The sequence below is a fragment of the Micromonospora sp. DT201 genome (assembly GCF_049841575.1).
Taxonomy (GTDB): domain Bacteria; phylum Actinomycetota; class Actinomycetes; order Mycobacteriales; family Micromonosporaceae; genus Micromonospora.
The window spans coordinates 119,926-137,870 of sequence record NZ_JBNCKP010000005.1; the positions used below are offsets into that span (position 1 = coordinate 119,926).

Genomic DNA, 17,945 nt, shown 5'->3' on the forward strand with positions numbered 1-17,945 from the left:
CGTCTGCGCTGCGCCTGCGTCTGCGCTGCGCCTGCGTCTGCGCTGCGCCTGCGTCTGCGCTGCGCCTGCGTCTGCGCTGCGCCTGCGTCTGCGCTGCACTGCACCTGGCGGCGGTGCGGGCTCGCGAGGTTCAACGGACAAATTACCCAAATGAGCCGGTAGTTGCCTTTACCCCGACGCCTCGGGGGATGATCCACTCCGGATCGCCGACATGGGGGTATCCGGGCGGGGTGATGCCCCAACATCGCCGATATTGTGTCGATCATCGTCGTGCCGAATCGGCCAACGCGGCAAAACCGGACAAGGTCCTTGAGTCGAGCTGTGCCTGGCCCTTCGCCGCGCTGTACCTGCCCTTGAGTCGCGCTGCACCTGCCCTTGCGCTGCGCTGTGCCTGCCCTGGAGTCGCGCTGTGCCTTCCCTCGCCGGGCCGGGACCGGGTCGCGGTGGCCCGGGGACCGCGATCTAGGAATGCCCGCTCCGGCGGCACTACCTCGCCAAGATCGTGCTCGTTCCAGGATCGAGTGGTATCGGATCGTCGGGGAAGCCACTACTTCCTGGATCGAGCACGATCTTGGGCGTGGGGCGTGGGGCGTGGGGCGTGGGGCGTGGGGCGTGGGGCGTGGGGCGTGGGGCGTGGGGCGTGGGGCGTGGGGCGCGGGGCGCGGGGTGATGTGGGTATGAAAAAGCCGGCCGGAGGCACCCTCGGGGTACCTCCGGCCGGCTATGTCGGTTTGCGGATCTAGTTCGCCATCAGATCGGCGCCACGCCAGCTGAAATCGGGCTCCGTTGCGAACCGCTCGGTGATCTTCACGAGATCCTCCGCGTACTTGTTCGCGTGGTGCCCGCAGAACACCAGCTCGCTCCCACCCGCCAGAGTGATCCGGAGCTTCCCGGCAGCATTGCAGCGGTCGCACCGTTCATCGGCGGCTGGGGGTGCCACCGTCTCGGGCGGCGGCGTGAGGGTCGGGGTCATCGCCTTCCTCCTCTGGTCGTCACCGATGAACAATCTCTTCGGTCGTTGCTCACCTATGGTGCAACACCCTTGCTAGGCACTGCCTTCCCTGTGTGCCCGCGGGGGACCGAGGTCACACCTGGCAGGGACAGTGTGCCGTGCACCCAGGGTGCCACGTCAACGATCACATTCGTGCATCCGGTCGATCACCATCTGGTGTTGCACACCAGGTGGTCAAAACGACACGTTCGGTTGACGAAACCCGCTCAGTCCAGGTAATCCCGGAGGACCTGCGACCGGGACGGGTGACGCAGCTTGGACATCGTCTTGGATTCGATCTGCCGGATCCGCTCCCGGGTCACCCCGTAGACCTGGCCGATCTCGTCCAGCGTCCGCGGCTGGCCGTCGGTCAGGCCGAAGCGCAGGCGTACCACACCCGCCTCACGCTCGGAGAGCGTCTGCAGCACCTGCTGAAGCTGGTCCTGCAGGAGCGAGAACGAGACCGCGTCGACCGCGACCACGGCCTCGGAATCCTCGATGAAGTCACCGAGCTGGCTGTCGCCCTCGTCGCCGATGGTCTGGTCCAGAGAGATGGGCTCCCGGGCGTACTGCTGGATCTCCAGCACCTTCTCCGGTGTGATGTCCATCTCCTTGGCCAGCTCCTCCGGGGTGGGCTCGCGGCCCAGATCCTGGAGCAGCTCGCGCTGTATGCGGCCGAGCTTGTTGATGACCTCGACCATGTGCACCGGGATACGGATGGTGCGGGCCTGGTCGGCCATCGCGCGGGTGATCGCCTGCCGGATCCACCAGGTGGCGTACGTGGAGAACTTGTAGCCCTTGGTGTAGTCGAACTTCTCCACCGCGCGGATCAGACCGAGGTTGCCCTCCTGGATCAGGTCCAGGAAGGCCATTCCGCGACCCGTGTACCGCTTGGCCAGCGACACCACCAGTCGGAGGTTCGCCTCCAGGAGGTGGTTTTTGGCCCGCTCGCCGTCGCGGGAGATCCAGCCCAGGTCACGGACCATGTCCCGGACGAGCTTCTCCTCGCCCTCGTCGGCTGCACGCAGCCGCTCAGCGGCGTAGAGCCCGGCCTCGATCCGCTTGGCCAGCTCCACCTCCTGCTCGGCGTTGAGCAGCGGAACCTTGCCGATCTGCTTCAGGTAAGCGCGGACCGAGTCGGCGGAGGCGGTCAGCTCGGCGTCCCGCCGGGCCTGCTTGAGTGCCTCGGACTCCTCGTCGTCCCACTCGAAGTCGTTGTCGGTCGCCGAGGCGGCGGCGTCGGTCTCGGCGGCCTGGGCCAGCTCGGCTGGCTCCTCGACCACCACGTCCTCGATCGCGGCGGCCAGCTCCTCCGGGTCGATATCGCCCTCGGCGCCCTCGCCCTTGGCCTTGGTGCCGGCCTTGGCGCCAGCGGCGGCGACCGTCGCCTTGGTGGCCCGGGTCGACTTGGTGGCCTTCGCCGGAGTCGCGGCACCCTCGGCGGGGCTGCCGGTGGCCTTACGTGCGGCGACCTTGCGCGGGGCCGACGTCGACGGCGCGTCGTCGGCCGCCGGCGCCTGCTTCGGGGCCGGCGCGGCGGCCTTCTTGGTGGTCTTGGCGGTGGTGGCCCGGGACGCAGGCGTTGTCGAGCGGGCGGCAGAGACGCGGCGACGAGTGCTCGCCGAGCCGTCGACCACCACGGTCACTCCCGCCTCGGAGAGCGCCCGCAGAATCTTCTTGGCCTGCGCCGGAGTCACCTCGGCGGACTCGACGGTGCGCGCGAGCTGGGCCGACGTGAGCTGACCACCGGCGCTCTGAGCGTGGGCGATCAGGGTGTCGGTGAGCGAGCGAACGTCGGCGCCGGTCTGGCGGGGTTCTGTCACGAATGACCTTCCGGAGGCGAAGAGCGGGCACGGCCGGGTCGTCCGGCACAGCGTGGGTCAACCGTGGCCGGGCGATGTGGTTGAGGGACCCTCGCGTCCCGGGCCGGCCGGTGATCGGCGGTCCGTGGCGCGTGGGCAGGGGTGAATTGTAACGCCGTCTGCGGCGATCATCCTGCGCCGCACTGTGTAACGACGGTGGGACCGCTGATTCAACGCTGGTTTGGACTTTGTAAGGATGATACTCGCGCGTGACCCGGAACACCCCGGTCGTGCGGGAAGGGGATGTTGCGATGCACCGTTCGGCGCCCTCACCTCGGGAACTTCTGGCGATCGCGCTCGACGTGGCGCGGGACGCGGCGGCGACGGCGTACCGGATGCGGGTCGAGGGTGTCTCCGTGGCTGCGACCAAGAGCACGGTCACGGACGTGGTCACCGCGGCGGACCGGGCGGTCGAGCGGCAGGTGCTCGACGCGCTGAAGCAGTTGCGGCCGAACGACGCGGTGCTCGGCGAGGAATACGGCACGGGGGACACCGGGCCGGTCGCGCCGGGCGGGGTGCGTTGGATCGTCGACCCGATCGACGGCACCGTCAACTACCTCTACGGGCTGCCGTACAGCGCGGTGTCGCTGGCCGCCGAGGTCGACGGGGTGGTGGTCGCGGGGGTGGTGCGCAACGTGAACACCGGCGAGGAGTGGACGGCCACCGCCGGGGGTGGGGCCTGGCGCGACGGGGTCCAGCTGCGCTGTTCCGGCGAGGTAGACCTGGGGCAGGCGCTGGTCGGCACCGGCTTCGGCTACGACGCCGGCCGCCGTGCGCACCAGGGCAAGGTGGTGGCCGGGCTGATCGCTCACGTACGGGACATCCGCCGGCTCGGTGCCGCCGCGCTGGACCTCTGCCTGGTCGCGGAGGGCCGGCTCGACGCGTACTTCGAGAAGGGCCTCGGGGCCTGGGATCTGGCAGCGGGTGGGCTGGTGGCGGCCGAGGCGGGTGTGCGAGTCGCCGGCCTGGCCGGTCGGCCGCCCGGGCCGGACCTGGTGGTCGCGGCCCCGCCCGCGCTCTTTGCGCCGCTGCACGACCGGCTGGCCGAGTTGGACGCCGCCGGCGGCCCCTGATCGGCCGAGCAGCGGCGGGGCTGGCTGGTTACGCCGTCACTTGGCGGGCGGGGACGGGCAGGACTGCGGAGGCGCCTCCACCGGGCCCGAGTCACCGAGGGACTGGTTGACCTCGGTCGTGGTGGCGAGCTGCTGGAAATTGTTGCCCAGCACCACGTCCACGACGTCGTCGGTGCGCTTCCCGTCGTAGACCGGCTTGGCGTTGTTCAGGAAATATGCCTGCAGAAGATGCGCGGAGCCGACAGCCTTCGGGCCGTACACCAGCAGCGCCACCTTGTCTTCCTTCGGGGCGTTGCCGACCTTCTGGACCTGGAACTTGCGGTTGCGGAAGTCGTCCGCGACGCTGCCGGCCCGGCCGACTTCGTCGGTCGCGTTCAACACGTTGATCTTGACGTCCTTGGGCTCGTGCAGAGTCAGGTCGGCCAGCGGCCAGCCCTCTGGGCAGCCGGCGGCCGTGCCTGCCTTCCCCTGGCTGTCCCGGACGATCGCGGTGACCACGAACACCAGGGCCAGAACCCCCAGCAGGCCGACGACGACGAGTGCTCGCACTCGCGCAAAACTCATCTGGGCACTCCCGGGACTTCAGGTGGGTGGAGGCGGCCGGCAACGATCGGACCGGCCGCCGGCCGTCGAATACGCCGCTGAGGTTAACGGTTGTCCGGCCGTCGCGTGGAAACAGCCCGACATGCCGGCGCGCCGACCGCGAACCAGGTACTACTACCCCTATCTTCGTGTCGCCTGAATCACATTGGGAACAACTTCGCGTGCGGGGGCGTACATCTCAGCCGCAAGGGCGGTATACATGCCTCGCCCAAGGGGGGGTAAGGTTCCGCGCTCGCAGGGGAGTCGCCCCAGCGAGCTCGACCCGTTCGGTCCTCGGGTCGGGTGCCCGACACAAGTGGTGGCCGGCCAGCGGAACCGAAACAGCGTCGTCCGGCGTTACAACCGGAAGCGACAACATCGATATGGGAGAGTGAAAACCGATGGCCACCGACTACGACGCCCCGCGTCGCGACGAGGTCGACCTCGGCGAGGACAGCCTGGAAGAGCTCAAGGCCCGGCGCGTCGACTCACAGTCGGGCGCGGTGGACGTCGACGAGGCCGAGGTGGCCGAGAGCTTTGAGCTGCCCGGTGCCGATCTGGCCGACGAGGAGCTCACGGTCAAGGTGCTTCCAATGCAGCAGGACGAGTTCCGGTGCGCCCGCTGCTTCCTGGTTCACCACCGTAGCCAGCTGGCAGTCGAGCGTAATGGCGAGCTGATCTGCCGCGAGTGCGTCTGACAGCCGTGACACCAGCGGCGGCCTCCTGAACGGGGCCGCCGCTGCGGTGTAGGCATGCGGCCGAGGTGGGTACCTGCTTGACTCGTAGGGGGTAGCCACAGCACCGGGAGGTCCGATGAGCGATCGAGGCGGCACCACCGACGGCGGCGCGGACGACCTCGGCGCCACCGGCGCGGGCGAGTTGGGTGCCACCGTCGCGGCGTTGACCGCGGACGACATCGAGCCGGCCCGACGCCGTCAACTACTGACCCGGATGGTCGGGCAGGCCCGCGTCCGGGGCATCTCGGACCTGTTCAAGCCCCGCGCCGCCGTGCGTTGGATGGTCGACACCGTCGCCGAGATCGCCCCGCACGTACCGGTGCGGGATCTGGACAGCTTGCGCCGGCACTTCCCCGGCCTGGACGACGCCGCCCTGGCCGACAGGCTCATCCGCAACGCGTCCCGGACCACCGCCGCGATCGGCGCGGCCGGTGGGGGAGTCGCCGCCGTCGAGTGGGCGGTCGCCCCGACCCTGCTCTCCGCCCCGGTGCTGCTCGCCGTCGAGACCGTGGCTGTGGTGGCGGTGGAGCTGAAGCTCGTCGGTGAGCTGCACGAGATCCACGGTGTGGAGCTGCCGGCCGGCGGCAGCCAACGGGCTGTCGCCCTGGTGCACTCCTGGGCCACCCAGCGCGGGGTCAACCCGATGGTGCCCGGCGTGGGAGTGGGAGCGGTGCTCGGCACCGCCGCCCGCAAGGAGCTGCGGGACATGCTGCTGCGGCGTTTCGGTCGCAACCTCACCACGCTCGGGCCGCTCCTGACCGGTGCGGCGGTCGCCAGCTTCCTCAACCGGCGGGCCACCCAGCAGATGGCCGCCCAGCTTCAGGTGGACCTACGTCGGCGGGGCATCGCCCGGCCCGCGCCACCGCCGGCCCTGCCGGGCCCCCCGACCGGCACCTGACGTACGGCGTGGTCGGTCAGGCCAACTCGCCGGCCGGTCGGTCGACGCGTGGGCGGAGGGCGTCCCGTGCGGTCAGCACCGCCTCGGCCAGCTCGACCGGGTGCCGCGTGCTCACCACCCAGAACGGGGTCGGGTCGGCCGGATCGTCGAGCACCACCTGCACGGCACCGCCGATCCACGGTCGCTGCACCACGAAGGCGAGCGGGTCCGCGCCAACCCCGAGCACCTCACGGCGACCGGCCGCGTCCAGTGGCACCACGTCGGCCACGAAGCGCACCGGCAGGCGGGCGTCGTCCACCCGCAGCTCGGAGTCGACGACCCCGACCCGGATCCGGCCCAGCCACCACATCCCGGCCGCGCTGAGCGGCAGCAGCACGGCGAACGGCAGCCAGGCGCGGACGCCGGAGGCACCCATCCAGATCTCGACGGCCAGCAGCGCGGCGGCCACCAGCCCGGCCAGCCACAGCCACCAGGGCAGATCCAGCCGTTCGGTGTACGCCGTGCGGGCGGAAACCGGCGGCTGATCGGCGGACGGGGAGGGCGACATGCTCACTCCTGCGAGGGTACGGCGCACGGCGGCTCGGCGAACCGGCAGGATGGCAGGGTCACCCCGCGAACCGGACAGAAGAGGGGACCCGTGACCGACGTCGTACCCGTGCCCGTACAGCTGCTCGACTCCGAGCTGCCGCTGCCCACGTACTCCCATCCCGGCGACGCCGGGGCCGACCTAGTGGCGGCCGCGGACGTGGAGCTGCCGCCTGGCGGCCGTGCCCTGGTGCCCACCGGGGTGGCCATCGCGCTGCCGGAGGGGTACGTGGGCCTGGTCCATCCCCGATCCGGTCTGGCGGCCAGGCTCGGCGTGACGGTGCTCAACGCGCCCGGTACGGTCGACGCCGGCTACCGGGGTGAGATCCTGGTCAACCTGATCAACCATGATCGGGATGTGCCGGCGAAGATCTCCCGCGGTGACCGGATCGCGCAGCTCGTGGTCCAGCAGGTCGCACGGGCGCTGTTCGAGCCGGTGGCCGAGCTGCCCGCGTCCCGGCGCGGGACCGGCGGGCACGGGTCCACCGGTGGGCACGCCGGGCTGGTGCCGTCGCCGGCGAGCCAGGACCGGGTCGAGCAGCGGCCGGATGAGCCGGGCCGTGGGCAGACGGAAGAGATGGCAGGGTGAGCGTGAACAGCGGAGGGCGGGCGCAGTGATCTTCTCCCGAAAGCGGGCCGATGCCGAGCGGCAGACCCGTGACGAGCGGGCCATCGAGGTCCCGGACCAGGGTGATGCGGCACCGACGCTGGTGCGCGGCCCGTACGACATCGCCGAGAGCTACGACGACGTGCAGCGGCTCGATCTGGGCAGCCTGCACATCCCGGCGATCGCTGAGGTCGAGGTGCGGGTGCAGGCCGACCCGCAGGGTGTGATCCAGCAGGTGGTGCTGGTGCATGGCGACAACGCGCTCCAGCTGGGTGTCTTCGCCGCCCCCCGGTCCGAGGGGATCTGGGACGAGGTACGCGAGGAGATCCGCCAGTCGCTGCTCCGCGACGGTGCGGACGCGCAGGAGGTCGACGGCGAGTACGGCCCGGAGTTGCACGCCCAGGTGGCTACCCCGGACGGCCCGACGAACCTGCGGTTCGTCGGCGTCGACGGGCCGCGCTGGATGGTCCGCGGCGTGTTCCAGGGCCCGGTGGCCACCGATCCATCCGTGGCCGGGCCGCTCGTCGAGTGCCTGGACGGCCTGGTGGTCGACCGTGGCCAGGAGGCGAAGCCGGTCCGCGAGCCGCTTCCGCTGCGGCTGCCCCGGGAGGTCTCCGACCAGGCCGATGCGGAGGCGGGCGACGCCGCCGCCGAGCCGCGGCAGGTCTGACCCGCATGCCTCGGCCCGCCGGAACCAGCCCCATCGGCGTACGCTGGCGGCACGGTTCCGGCGTCGCCGGGATCGGCGAGCGTGGAGAGGGTGACGCGGAGGTCATGACGACCGACGAGAGCCGGGTGTCGCTGCGGCGCATCCTGCAACGGTTCACCGCCAGCGAGGCCGAGATCGACGCGCAGGAGCTGCGTCGGGAGAGCGCCCAGTGCGGCGGGATCCCGGCCCAGCAGTGCTCCCGGGGCCAGTTGGTCTCGGTCGCTGGTCGGCTGCGCACGGTGGTCTACACGCCGCGCACCAACCTGCCCACCCTTGAGGCCGACCTGTACGACGGCACCGACGTGGTCACCCTGGTCTGGTTGGGTCGACGACACATCGCCGGCATCGAGCCGGGCCGGCACCTGACCGTCCGTGGGCGGATGGCGGTGCGCGACGACCGCAAGGTCATCTACAACCCGTACTACGAGCTGGACTCGCCGAAGTGACGGCGCTGCGGACGGAAGGCCGGCGATGACGACGGGACAGGACCGGGCGGCGCAGCCGGAGACCGGCTCTCAGGACGAAGAGCCGCTGCCGACGATCGCCGAGCAGATGGCCGACCAGCTTGGCGGCTGGCGGGGCCTGGTCGAGTCGAGCATCCCGGTCGTGGTCTTCGTCTTCGCCAACATCATCGGCGAGTTGCGGCCGGCGGTGATCGCCTCGATCTCCGTCGCGCTGCTGATCGCCGGGCTGCGGCTGGCTCAGCGCCGGCCGATCCGGCACGCCGTCAACGGACTGTTCGGCGTCGGCGTCGGCGCGGCCATCGCCTGGCGCACCGGTGACGAGCGCGACTTCTACCTTCCCGGCATCCTCTACGGCATCGGGTACGGGGTCGCCCTGCTGATCTCGGCGGCGATCCGGCAGCCGCTGGTGGGCTGGATCTGGTCGGTGCTGGTCGCCAAGGGCCGCTCGGAGTGGCGGGACGAGCCGAAACTGGTGCGCGTCTTCACCCAGCTGACCGTGCTCTGGGGGGTGGTCTGGCTGGCCAAGGTGGGCGTGCAGGCCGGGCTCTACCTGGCCCACCAGGACACCGCGCTGGGCGTGGCCCGGCTGGTGCTGGGCTACCCGCCGTACGCGCTGCTGCTGTTGATCACGGTCTGGACGGTGCGCCGGGTCACCCGGGAGTCGCAGCAGACCCCGCTGCCCGGCGCCTGAGCGGGGCCGGGCGACCGGCCCGCCCAGCGCCCGCCCGTCGGCTTCAGCGTGAGCCGCGGGTTCTCTCGACGCTGTCCGCTCCGAGGATGACCGCGCGGACCTGGTCCTCCACCTCGGCGGTGCAGACGAAGACCAACTCGTCGCCGGCCTCGATCGGGTCGTCCGGGCTGGGCACCAGGACCCGCTTGCCGCGCAGGATCGCCACCAGCGCGGAGTCGCGGGGCAGCGGCACGGCGTGGATCGGCTGACCGACGTAGGGTGCGGTCGGTGGCAGGGTGATCTCGACCAGGTTCGCCTCGCCCTGCCGGAACGTCATCAACCGGACCAGGTCGCCGACGGTGACCGCCTCCTCGACCAGTGCGGCCATCACGCGCGGCTTGCTCACCGCGACGTCCACGCCCCACTGCTCGGTGAACAGCCACTCGTTCTCGGCCCGGTTGACCCGGGCGACCACGCGGGGCACCGCGAATTCGGTCTTGGCCAACAGCGACAGCACCAGGTTGGTCTTGTCGTCACCCGTCGCCGCGACCACCACGTCGCACCCGGCGACGTTGGCCTCCTCCAGGCTGGTCAGCTCGCACGCGTCGGCCAGCACCCACTCGGCGGCCGGCACCCGGTCGGGGCGCAGCATCTTGGGCTGGCGCTCGATCAGCATCACCTGGTGGCCGTTGTCGATCAACTCCTGGGCGATCGAGCGACCCACGTTGCCCGCGCCCGCGATGGCGACCCGCATGGCTCAGTGCCCCCCTTCCGGCGGCGTCGCCGCCACCGACGTGACCGTCGCCACGATGTCATCGCTGACCAGCATGAACACCTGGTCACCCTCCTGCACGACTGTGGAACCGGTGGGCAGCGTGCCGATGCCGAAGCGGATCAGATAGGCCACCCGTGCTCCGGCCGCCTCCTCCAGCGTTCGGATCGACAGGCCGATCCAGTCCTTGTGCACCGGCACCTCGACGATCGACACGGTGCTCGTGGGATCGCGGAAGATCTCCACGTTGCCCTCCGGCACCAGGTGCCGAAGCATCCGGTCGGCCGTCCAGCGCACGGTCGCCACGGTGGGGATGCCCAGCCGCTCGTAGACCTGCGCCCGGCGCTGGTCGTAGATGCGGGCCGCGACCCGGGACACGCCGAACGTCTCGCGGGCCAGCCGGGCCGAGATGATGTTCGAGTTGTCACCGCTGGAGACCGCCGCGAAGGCGTCGGCGCGTTCGATGCCGGCCTGTCGCAGCACCTCGCCGTCGAAGCCGGCCCCGGTCACCGTGATTCCGGCGAAGTCGGGGCCGAGCCGGCGGAAGGCGTCAGCGTCCTGGTCGATCACCGCCACCGAGTGCCCCCGGGATTCCAGGCTGTGGGCGAGGGTCGATCCGACCCGACCACATCCCATGATCACGACGTGCACGCTGTCCCTCCCAAGGTGCGTACCGCTCCCGCTGCCGGCGGCCTTCCCAGTGCGAGCCTGCCACGTCCCGGTGGGAAGCGGGGACCGACCGTACCCCGTCGTGTCGAGCGGCGACGATCGCCCACCCCCGCGCTCCCATCGAGGTGGTCGTAGTCTTGGCGTTCGTGGCCAGTCCCACCTCGCTGCTGAAGCGACTGCTCCTCGGTCGACCGTTCCGGTCCGACCGTCTGCAGCACACCCTCCTGCCGAAGCGCATCGCGCTGCCCGTGTTCGCCTCCGACGCGCTGTCCAGCGTCGCGTACGCGCCCGACGAGATCCTGCTGACCCTCTCCATCGCCGGCGCCTCGGCGTACGTGTTCTCCCCGTGGATCGCGCTGGCCGTGGTCGTGGTGATGCTCACCGTGGTGGCGAGCTACCGGCAGAACGTGCACGCCTACCCCTCCGGTGGTGGCGACTACGAGGTGGCCACGGTCAACCTGGGTCCGAAGTTCGGAGTCGGGGTGGCCAGCGCGCTGTTGGTCGACTACGTGCTCACGGTGGCGGTGTCGGTCTCCTCCGGGGTGGCCAACCTCGGCTCGGTGGTGCCGTTCGTGGCCACCCACAAGGTCCTGATCGCGGTGCTCGCGGTGGTGCTGCTGACCGCGGTCAACCTGCGCGGCCTGCGCGAGTCGGGCACGGCGTTCGCCATCCCCACCTACGGCTTCGTCATCGTGATGGGCGGGATGCTGCTCACCGGGCTCTTCCGGGTCTTCGTGCTGGGTGACGACCTGCGGGCTCCCAGCGCCGACCTGGTCATCCAGGCCGAGCACAGCGTGACCGGTTTCGCACTGATCTTCCTGCTGCTGCGGACGTTCAGCTCGGGTGCCGCCGCGCTCACCGGCGTCGAGGCGATCTCCAACGGTGTGCCGGCGTTCAAGGCCCCGAAGAGCCGCAACGCCGCGACGACGCTGCTGCTGCTGGGGACGATCGCGGTGAGCTTGCTCGTCGGGATCATCTGGCTGGCCCGGCTGACCCACCTGCAGTTCGTCGAGGACCCGGCCCTCCAGATCGTCTCCGGCCCCGACGGCTACGTGCAGAAGACGGTCACCACCCAGCTCGGCGAGACGGTCTTCGGTTCCGGCTCGTTCCTGCTCTACGTGGTGGCCGGGATGACCGCGCTCATCCTCTTCCTGGCCGCGAACACCGCGTTCAACGGGTTCCCGGTGCTCGGCTCGATCCTCGCCCAGGACCGCTACCTGCCCCGCCAGTTCCACACCCGGGGCGACCGGCTGGCCTTCTCCAACGGCATCACCTTCCTCGCCCTCTTCGCGATCGTGCTGATCGTCGGTTTCCAGGCCGAGGTGACCCGGCTCATCCAGCTGTACATCGTCGGGGTCTTCGTCTCGTTCACCGTCTCCCAGGCCGGGATGATCCGGCACTGGAACCGGCACCTGCGTACCGAGCGGGATCCGGAGAAGCGCCGCCGAATGCACCGCTCCCGGGCGATCAACACGTTCGGCATGGGTCTGACCGGGACGGTGCTGGTGATCGTCCTGATCACCAAGTTCCTGCTCGGCGCCTGGATCGCGATCGCCGCGATGGCGGTGATCTACGTGCTGATGCTGGCCATCCGCCGGCACTACGACCGGATCGCCGTCGAGCTGACCCCGCCGGACGAGGGCCGGGCCGTGCTGCCCGCCCGCAACCACGCGATCGTGCTGGTCAGCAAACTGCACCAGCCGACGCTGCGGGCCATCGCCTACGCCCGGGCCACCCGGCCGGACACCCTGACCGCCGTGACCGTCAACGTGGACGACAAGGACACCCGGGACCTGCAGGCCGACTGGGAACGACGGGAGATGGCCATTCCGCTCACGGTCATCGACTCGCCGTACCGGGAGATCACCCGGCCGATCCTGGACTTCGTCGCCTCCACCCGCCGCACGTCGCCCCGGGACGTGGTCACCGTCTTCATCCCGGAGTACGTCGTCGGCCGCTGGTGGGAGAACCTGTTGCACAACCAGAGCGCCCTGCGCCTCAAGGGCCGGCTGCTCTTCGAACCGGGGGTGATGGTGGTGAGCGTGCCGTGGCAGCTCGCGTCGACGGCGAGCAAGAACCTGGACCGGCTGGACGCCACGCTGTCCCGGACCCCGGCGCGCGGGCCGCGAGGCGGCCTGCCGCCGGCCGACCTGCCGGTGGTCTCCGCACCGGCCCCCGAGAGCCGCCCGACCGACGGCGGCCCGGTCGGGACCGGCCGTGACTGAGCCGGGCGTGCGGCGGGCTGCGACATCCGTGCCCCCTTCGGTGCCTTCGGTGCCTTCGGTGGCCGAGCGTGGCCTGGCCGAGGCGGAACGCGTCGAGCTGACCGTCGACGCGGTCGCCCCCGGCGGGCACTGCGTGGCACGGGTCGACGGGCAGGTGGTCTTCGTCCGGCACGCGCTGCCCGGCGAACGGGTCATCGCCGAGGTCACCGAGGTGCACCGGGGCTTCGTCCGGGCCGACGCGGTGACCGTGCTGGAACCCTCACCGGACCGGGTCGAGCCCCCCTGCCCGTACGCGAAGCCGGGCGCCTGCGGTGGCTGCGACCTGCAGCACGTCGCCCCGGACGCGCAACTGGCCTGGAAGACCGCCGTGGTGCGTGAGCAGTTGGTCCGCCTCGGCGGGCTGACCGATGTCGAGCTGGACCAGCTCGGCGTCCGGGTCGAGGCGCTGCCCGGCGGGTTGCTGGGCTGGCGCTCCCGGGTCCGCTACGCCGTGGACGCAGCCGACCGGGCCGGCCTGCTCAAGCACCGCTCGCACGAGGTGGTGCCGATCGACCGTTGCCGGATCGCCCATCCGGCCATCCAGCAGCTGCCGGTGCTCACCCCCACCGGCGCGCGCTGGCCGACCGCCGAGGCGGTGGAGACCGTCGCCAGCACCGGTGGGGACGTGACCGTCACGGAGGTCCGCGACGGGGTTCCCACCGGCGTGAGCGGCCCGACGGAGGTCCGCGAGGTCGCCGCCGGACGCGACTGGACGCTGCCCGCGTCCGCGTTCTGGCAGGTGCACCCGGCCGCAGCGGACACCCTGTCCACGGCGGTGCTGGAGCTGCTGGACCCCCAGCCGGGCGAGGTCGCCTGGGACCTCTACGGCGGTGCCGGGCTGTTCGCCGCCGGGTTGGCCGCCCGGGTCGGTGCGACCGGCCGGGTGACCCTGGTGGAGGCCGCGGCGCAGGGCGTCGCCGCCGCCCGGGAGAACCTTGCCGACCTGCCCACGGTCGAGGTGGTGTCGGCCCGGGTGGAGACCGCGCTGGCCCGCCGACGGATCACCGGCCCGGTCGACGTGGTGGTGCTCGACCCGCCGCGCTCCGGCGCAGGAGCCCAGGTGGTCCGCGCGCTGGCTGCCGCCGGCCCGCGGGCGGTCGCGTACGTGGCCTGCGACCCGGCGGCCTTCGCTCGGGACGTCCGCACCTTCACCGAGCTCGGTTGGCGGTTGGCGGCGCTGCGGGGCTTCGATCTCTTCCCGATGACCCAACACGTCGAGCAGGTCGGGCTGCTGCTGCCCCCGCTCGGGCGTTGACACCGATTCCTGTTCGACGCCGGTGGTGGTGTGCGCAACCCCACCCGCTGGGCTGGCTCGCCGACCGGGCCGTCGTACCCCGGTGTTTCGGCCGCTCGCCACGCCGGCTGCGGATCCGGGGCTGACCAGGCGTGCCGCCGGTCGCCCCGGTGCCGGCCTGCGGGTGTCCGCGCGGGTGCTCGGCCGCCGGCCCCAGGCCCAGCCCCGACGCCAGGGGCTCGGGTCGGGCTGCGGAGTACCGCACGGCCGATAGACTCTCCGGTCATGAGTGTTGAAGAGGACACGGCCAACCACGGCCGGCTGCTGGGGACGGTACGCGGTCCGCAGGACGTCAAGCGGATGTCCGTCGAGGAACTGGACGTCCTCGCCGCCGAGATTCGTGACTTCCTGATCACCAAGGTCTCCCGCACCGGCGGGCACGTCGGACCCAACCTCGGTGTGGTCGAGCTGACGCTGGCCATGCACCGCGTCTTCGACTCACCCCGGGACCGGCTCCTGTTCGACACCGGCCACCAGGCGTACGTACACAAGATCGTCACCGGGCGTCAGGCCGGCTTCGACAAGCTCCGCCAGCGCGGTGGCCTCTCCGGCTACCCCAGCCAGGCCGAGAGCGAGCACGACCTCATCGAAAACTCGCACGCCTCCACCGCGCTCTCCTACGCCGATGGCCTGGCCAAGGCGTACGCCCTGCGCGGTGAGGCGCGCAGCGTCGTGGCCGTGGTCGGCGACGGCGCGCTCACCGGCGGCATGTGCTGGGAGGCGCTGAACAACATCGCCACCGCTGGCAACCCGCTGGTGATCGTGGTCAACGACAACGGTCGCTCGTACGCCCCGACCATCGGCGGGCTGGCCGACCACCTCTCCTCGCTGCGGCTCAACCCGGGCTACGAGAAGGTCCTCGACACGGTCAAGGACGCCCTCGGCTCCACGCCGGTGGTCGGCCGTCCGATGTACGAGATGCTGCACGCGGTCAAGAAGGGCATCAAGGACGCGGTCGCCCCGCAGGCCATGTTCGAGGACCTCGGCATCAAGTACGTGGGCCCGGTGGATGGGCACGACGTGGCGGCAGTCGAGGCGGCGCTGCGCGCGGCGAAGAACTTCGGCGGCCCGGTGATCGTGCACGCGGTCACCCGCAAGGGCTACGGCTACCGCCCCGCCGAGGAGGACGAGGCGGACTGCCTGCACGGCCCGAGCAGCGCCTTCGACGTCGAGACCGGTGCGCTGCTGGCCGCCCCGTCGGTGAAGTGGACGCACGTCTTCGCCGACGAGCTGCTTGCCGTCGCCGAAGAGCGCCCGGACGTGGTGGGCATCACCGCCGCGATGGCCGAGCCGACCGGCATCGCCAAGCTGGCCCGCAAGTACCCCGAGCGGGTGTACGACGTGGGCATCGCCGAGCAGCACGCCGCCACCTCGGCGGCGGGGCTGGCGCTCGGCGGTCTGCACCCGGTGGTCGCGGTCTACGCCACCTTCCTCAACCGCGCCTTCGACCAGGTCCTGCTGGACGTGGCGATGCACAAGCTGCCGGTGACCTTCGTGCTGGACCGGGCGGGCATCACCGGCCCGGACGGCCCCAGCCACTACGGCATCTGGGACATGTCGGTCTTCGGCGTGGTGCCCGGGCTGCGGATCGCCGCTCCCCGCGACGCCGCAACGCTGAGGGAGGAGTTGCGCGAGGCGGTGGCCGTCGACAACGGCCCCACCGTGCTGCGCTTCCCGACCGGCGCGGTCGCCGCGGACCTGCCGGCGCTGCGCCGGGTCGGCCAGGTCGACGTGCTGGCCGAGTCGACACGTACCGACGTGCTGCTCGTCGCCATCGGCTCCTTCGGGCAGCTGGGCATGGAGGTGGCCGCCCGAGTCGCCGAGCAGGGCTACGGGGTCACCGTTGTCGACCCTCGCTGGGTGCGCCCGATCCCGGCGGAGCTGGTCGAGATGGCAGCCAGGCACCGGCTCGTGGTCAGCGTCGAGGACGGCGTCCGGGTCGGCGGGGTGGGCGACGCGCTCGCCCAGGCGATGCGTGACGCCGACGTCCGCGTGCCGCTCAAGGACCTTGGCGTACCCGCCGACTGGCACCCGCACGGCACCCGCGCGCAGATCCTCGCCGACCTCGGTCTGACTGCCCAGGACGTGGCGCGCAACGTCACCGGCTGGATCTCCGGCCTGGACGCCACTCCGGATCGCCTGACCCCAGCCAGCAACGCCTCCGCGCAAAACTGACCCACCCACGGCGCAACAACGGCGGGCGGCCCCTCCCAGGGTCGCCCGCCGTCGCCGTATCTGCCCCCCGCGTCTCCGCTGCGAGGCCCCCGCTCTCCGCTTCGCTCTCCGCTTCGCTCTCCGCTTCGGCGATCTTGCACTTTCGGTCGGAGCTAAGCGTGCTTTGCCACTATTTGCCGCGACAGAAAGTGCAAGATCGCGGGGGCGGGGCGGGGTGGGGCGGGGCGGGGAGGGGTGGGGTGGGTGGGGTGGGGTTAGTTTGGTTTTACTGAGCGGTAGTGGGTCTTGTCGGAGTTCGCGAGGCTGTAGGTCTGGGAGCGGGACGGGCTGGGAATGACCGCCAGACCCGGGCGCTCGACCAACAGGGGTGTTTCCGGTGGGACAGACAGGGAGCTGTCCCGGGTGGCCCGCCAGTTGAGCACCACCAGCGGCTGACCGGGCACCGGCAACTGGTACGCCTGCAACGGGGTGGCCCGGTCGGCAGGCGAGACGACGGGCGCGCCACCGTCAGCGGGCCGATAGACCACAGCTGTCATCGTGCCGGCGTCGGTGTCCCAGCTGAGCTGCTGCAACTCGGCTGCTGCGCCACCTCCGAGGGCGACCTCGCCGAGCGAACGAACCGTGAGTTTCGCCATCGGCCAGGACGTCGGCACCGAGCGCGGCGCAGCCCGGTCACCGATCCGGCGCGGAATGCTGCCGAACGGGCCCCGATCACCGGCCAGCACGCAGGTGTCCAGGCCGGTCAGTGCCCGCCGTCCCGTGCCGGACTCGTCGCGGATGAGTGGGTAGCGCGGATCGACGGTGCCGGTGCCCAGGTCGAGCAGCCGGTCGGCGGCCCTCCCGCGGGGCAGCGACTCGGTGGTTCGCAGGGTCGCGGTCACTCCGACAGCCGTGCAGGGCGGCACGTCGACCGGCGCGCTGAGGCCGTCCGCGACGGTCAACGTCCGATCCTGTGGCCCGACCAGGGTCTGCACCCGGGCGGAGACCAGGTAGCGCCGGCCGCCCGCGATCTGCACCGGCAGCACGTCGGAGTAGACGAGGTAGCCCGGGTCGGTGTACTCGGTTGCGCGGGTCACCGCGTACCGATCGCCGTCGCGGGTGAGTTGCAGCAGCCAGGAGGCGTTCTCGCCGGGCACGTCGGCGGCCACGATCGCCACCGGCGCAGCGTCGACCCGACCGGAGAAGAGGATGCCGGACGAGGGCAGGTGCACACGGTCATCGGCCGGCGACCGCCAGTCGCGGACCGCGTCGGTGACCGCTGCCGTCGCCGTGGCGTCCCCTGAGAGATCGCCGCGGGGCGGCCACACTGCCAGCGTGCCGTCCAGGCTGTCGTACCCGACCCGCAGGTCCTGCGGCTTCCGGTCGGCTACCGGACCGCACGCCGTGGTGGCCAGCAGCGCGCTCAGCAGGACGGCAGCCGCCCTGCCGTACCGACGCCCTGCAGTCACCTGGCCCGCCCCCGATCGCCTCGCCGTTGCTGTCGGAAAGCGCCATAGTACGAGATGTCCGATGCGGGGCCTGAGGTGGCCGTCGCCGAATAAACCACAGTGGACATCACCGGGGTTTTAGTCTGTTTTCGATGCTCCGGTAGAC

At 71.3% G+C, this 17,945-nt stretch carries 17 protein-coding genes; 10 read left to right on the forward strand and 7 right to left on the reverse strand.

The window, feature by feature from the left end; genetic code table 11:
* Positions 1 to 739 precede the first annotated feature (739 nt).
* Both ACLQ28_RS12240 and ACLQ28_RS12245 read right to left on the reverse strand, forming a co-directional pair.
* Positions 740 to 973 carry a DUF7455 domain-containing protein gene (locus ACLQ28_RS12240; protein WP_030337431.1) on the reverse strand — a complete coding sequence of 78 codons (234 nt, stop codon included), beginning with the start codon at positions 971 to 973 and terminating at the stop codon, positions 740 to 742.
* A 245-nt stretch (positions 974 to 1,218) separates the two neighbouring features.
* Positions 1,219 to 2,814 (reverse strand): RNA polymerase sigma factor, encoded by a 1,596-nt coding sequence (locus tag ACLQ28_RS12245; protein ID WP_425686351.1) that lies wholly within the window; start codon positions 2,812 to 2,814, stop codon positions 1,219 to 1,221.
* A 290-nt stretch (positions 2,815 to 3,104) separates the two neighbouring features.
* Between ACLQ28_RS12245 and ACLQ28_RS12250 the strand changes: the two genes are divergently transcribed.
* On the forward strand, positions 3,105 to 3,926 hold the full coding sequence (locus ACLQ28_RS12250; RefSeq protein WP_425686555.1) for an inositol monophosphatase family protein: 822 nt from the start codon (positions 3,105 to 3,107) through the stop codon (positions 3,924 to 3,926).
* A gap of 36 nt (positions 3,927 to 3,962) precedes the next feature.
* On the opposite strand, the gene ACLQ28_RS12255 is transcribed toward ACLQ28_RS12250, so the two are convergent.
* Positions 3,963 to 4,475 (reverse strand): LytR C-terminal domain-containing protein, encoded by a 513-nt coding sequence (locus ACLQ28_RS12255; protein WP_425686556.1) that lies wholly within the window; start codon positions 4,473 to 4,475, stop codon positions 3,963 to 3,965.
* Positions 4,476 to 4,909: 434 nt separating this feature from the next.
* Between ACLQ28_RS12255 and ACLQ28_RS12260 the strand changes: the two genes are divergently transcribed.
* Entirely contained in the window at positions 4,910 to 5,206 is a 297-nt protein-coding gene (locus ACLQ28_RS12260) for a DUF4193 domain-containing protein (protein ID WP_007075406.1), read from the forward strand.
* A 115-nt stretch (positions 5,207 to 5,321) separates the two neighbouring features.
* Positions 5,322 to 6,143, forward strand: a complete 822-nt coding sequence (locus tag ACLQ28_RS12265; RefSeq protein WP_425686352.1) for a hypothetical protein — start codon at positions 5,322 to 5,324, stop codon at positions 6,141 to 6,143.
* A gap of 16 nt (positions 6,144 to 6,159) precedes the next feature.
* On the opposite strand, the gene ACLQ28_RS12270 is transcribed toward ACLQ28_RS12265, so the two are convergent.
* Complete coding sequence (locus ACLQ28_RS12270; protein ID WP_425686557.1) at positions 6,160 to 6,690, reverse strand: DUF3093 domain-containing protein; 531 nt, start codon at positions 6,688 to 6,690, stop codon at positions 6,160 to 6,162.
* A gap of 90 nt (positions 6,691 to 6,780) precedes the next feature.
* Between ACLQ28_RS12270 and dut the strand changes: the two genes are divergently transcribed.
* From dut to ACLQ28_RS12290, 4 genes are all read left to right on the forward strand, one after another.
* Complete coding sequence (dut, locus tag ACLQ28_RS12275) at positions 6,781 to 7,317, forward strand: dUTP diphosphatase (RefSeq protein ID WP_425686353.1); 537 nt, start codon at positions 6,781 to 6,783, stop codon at positions 7,315 to 7,317.
* Between the two features lie 25 nt (positions 7,318 to 7,342).
* Entirely contained in the window at positions 7,343 to 8,005 is a 663-nt protein-coding gene (locus ACLQ28_RS12280; protein WP_425686354.1) for a DUF3710 domain-containing protein, read from the forward strand.
* Positions 8,006 to 8,109: 104 nt separating this feature from the next.
* On the forward strand, positions 8,110 to 8,490 hold the full coding sequence (locus ACLQ28_RS12285) for an OB-fold nucleic acid binding domain-containing protein (RefSeq protein ID WP_425686355.1): 381 nt from the start codon (positions 8,110 to 8,112) through the stop codon (positions 8,488 to 8,490).
* Positions 8,491 to 8,515: 25 nt separating this feature from the next.
* Complete coding sequence (locus ACLQ28_RS12290) at positions 8,516 to 9,199, forward strand: DUF3159 domain-containing protein (RefSeq protein ID WP_425686356.1); 684 nt, start codon at positions 8,516 to 8,518, stop codon at positions 9,197 to 9,199.
* Between the two features lie 43 nt (positions 9,200 to 9,242).
* Here ACLQ28_RS12290 and ACLQ28_RS12295 read toward each other — a convergent pair whose 3' ends face one another.
* Positions 9,243 to 9,932, reverse strand: coding sequence for a potassium channel family protein (locus ACLQ28_RS12295; protein ID WP_425686357.1), 690 nt, complete (start codon positions 9,930 to 9,932; stop codon positions 9,243 to 9,245).
* A 3-nt stretch (positions 9,933 to 9,935) separates the two neighbouring features.
* Positions 9,936 to 10,601 carry a potassium channel family protein gene (locus tag ACLQ28_RS12300; protein ID WP_425686358.1) on the reverse strand — a complete coding sequence of 222 codons (666 nt, stop codon included), beginning with the start codon at positions 10,599 to 10,601 and terminating at the stop codon, positions 9,936 to 9,938.
* 164 nt (positions 10,602 to 10,765) lie between these two features.
* On the opposite strand from ACLQ28_RS12300, the gene ACLQ28_RS12305 reads away from it, so the two are divergent.
* The 3 genes from ACLQ28_RS12305 to dxs all read left to right on the forward strand — a co-directional run bounded on the left by ACLQ28_RS12305 (position 10,766) and on the right by dxs (position 16,352).
* Positions 10,766 to 12,844: an APC family permease gene (locus tag ACLQ28_RS12305; RefSeq protein WP_425686359.1), complete on the forward strand. Its 2,079-nt coding sequence runs from the start codon at positions 10,766 to 10,768 to the stop codon at positions 12,842 to 12,844.
* A gap of 58 nt (positions 12,845 to 12,902) precedes the next feature.
* Positions 12,903 to 14,138 carry a class I SAM-dependent RNA methyltransferase gene (locus tag ACLQ28_RS12310; RefSeq protein ID WP_425686360.1) on the forward strand — a complete coding sequence of 412 codons (1,236 nt, stop codon included), beginning with the start codon at positions 12,903 to 12,905 and terminating at the stop codon, positions 14,136 to 14,138.
* 264 nt (positions 14,139 to 14,402) lie between these two features.
* The gene (dxs, locus tag ACLQ28_RS12315; protein WP_425686361.1) at positions 14,403 to 16,352 is read left to right on the forward strand and encodes a 1-deoxy-D-xylulose-5-phosphate synthase; all 1,950 of its coding nucleotides are present in this window, start codon (positions 14,403 to 14,405) and stop codon (positions 16,350 to 16,352) included.
* Between the two features lie 254 nt (positions 16,353 to 16,606).
* Here the strand turns inward: dxs and ACLQ28_RS12320 are convergent, their stop codons facing one another.
* The gene (locus ACLQ28_RS12320) at positions 16,607 to 17,800 is read right to left on the reverse strand and encodes a hypothetical protein (RefSeq protein WP_425686362.1); all 1,194 of its coding nucleotides are present in this window, start codon (positions 17,798 to 17,800) and stop codon (positions 16,607 to 16,609) included.
* Positions 17,801 to 17,945: the final 145 nt, after the last annotated feature.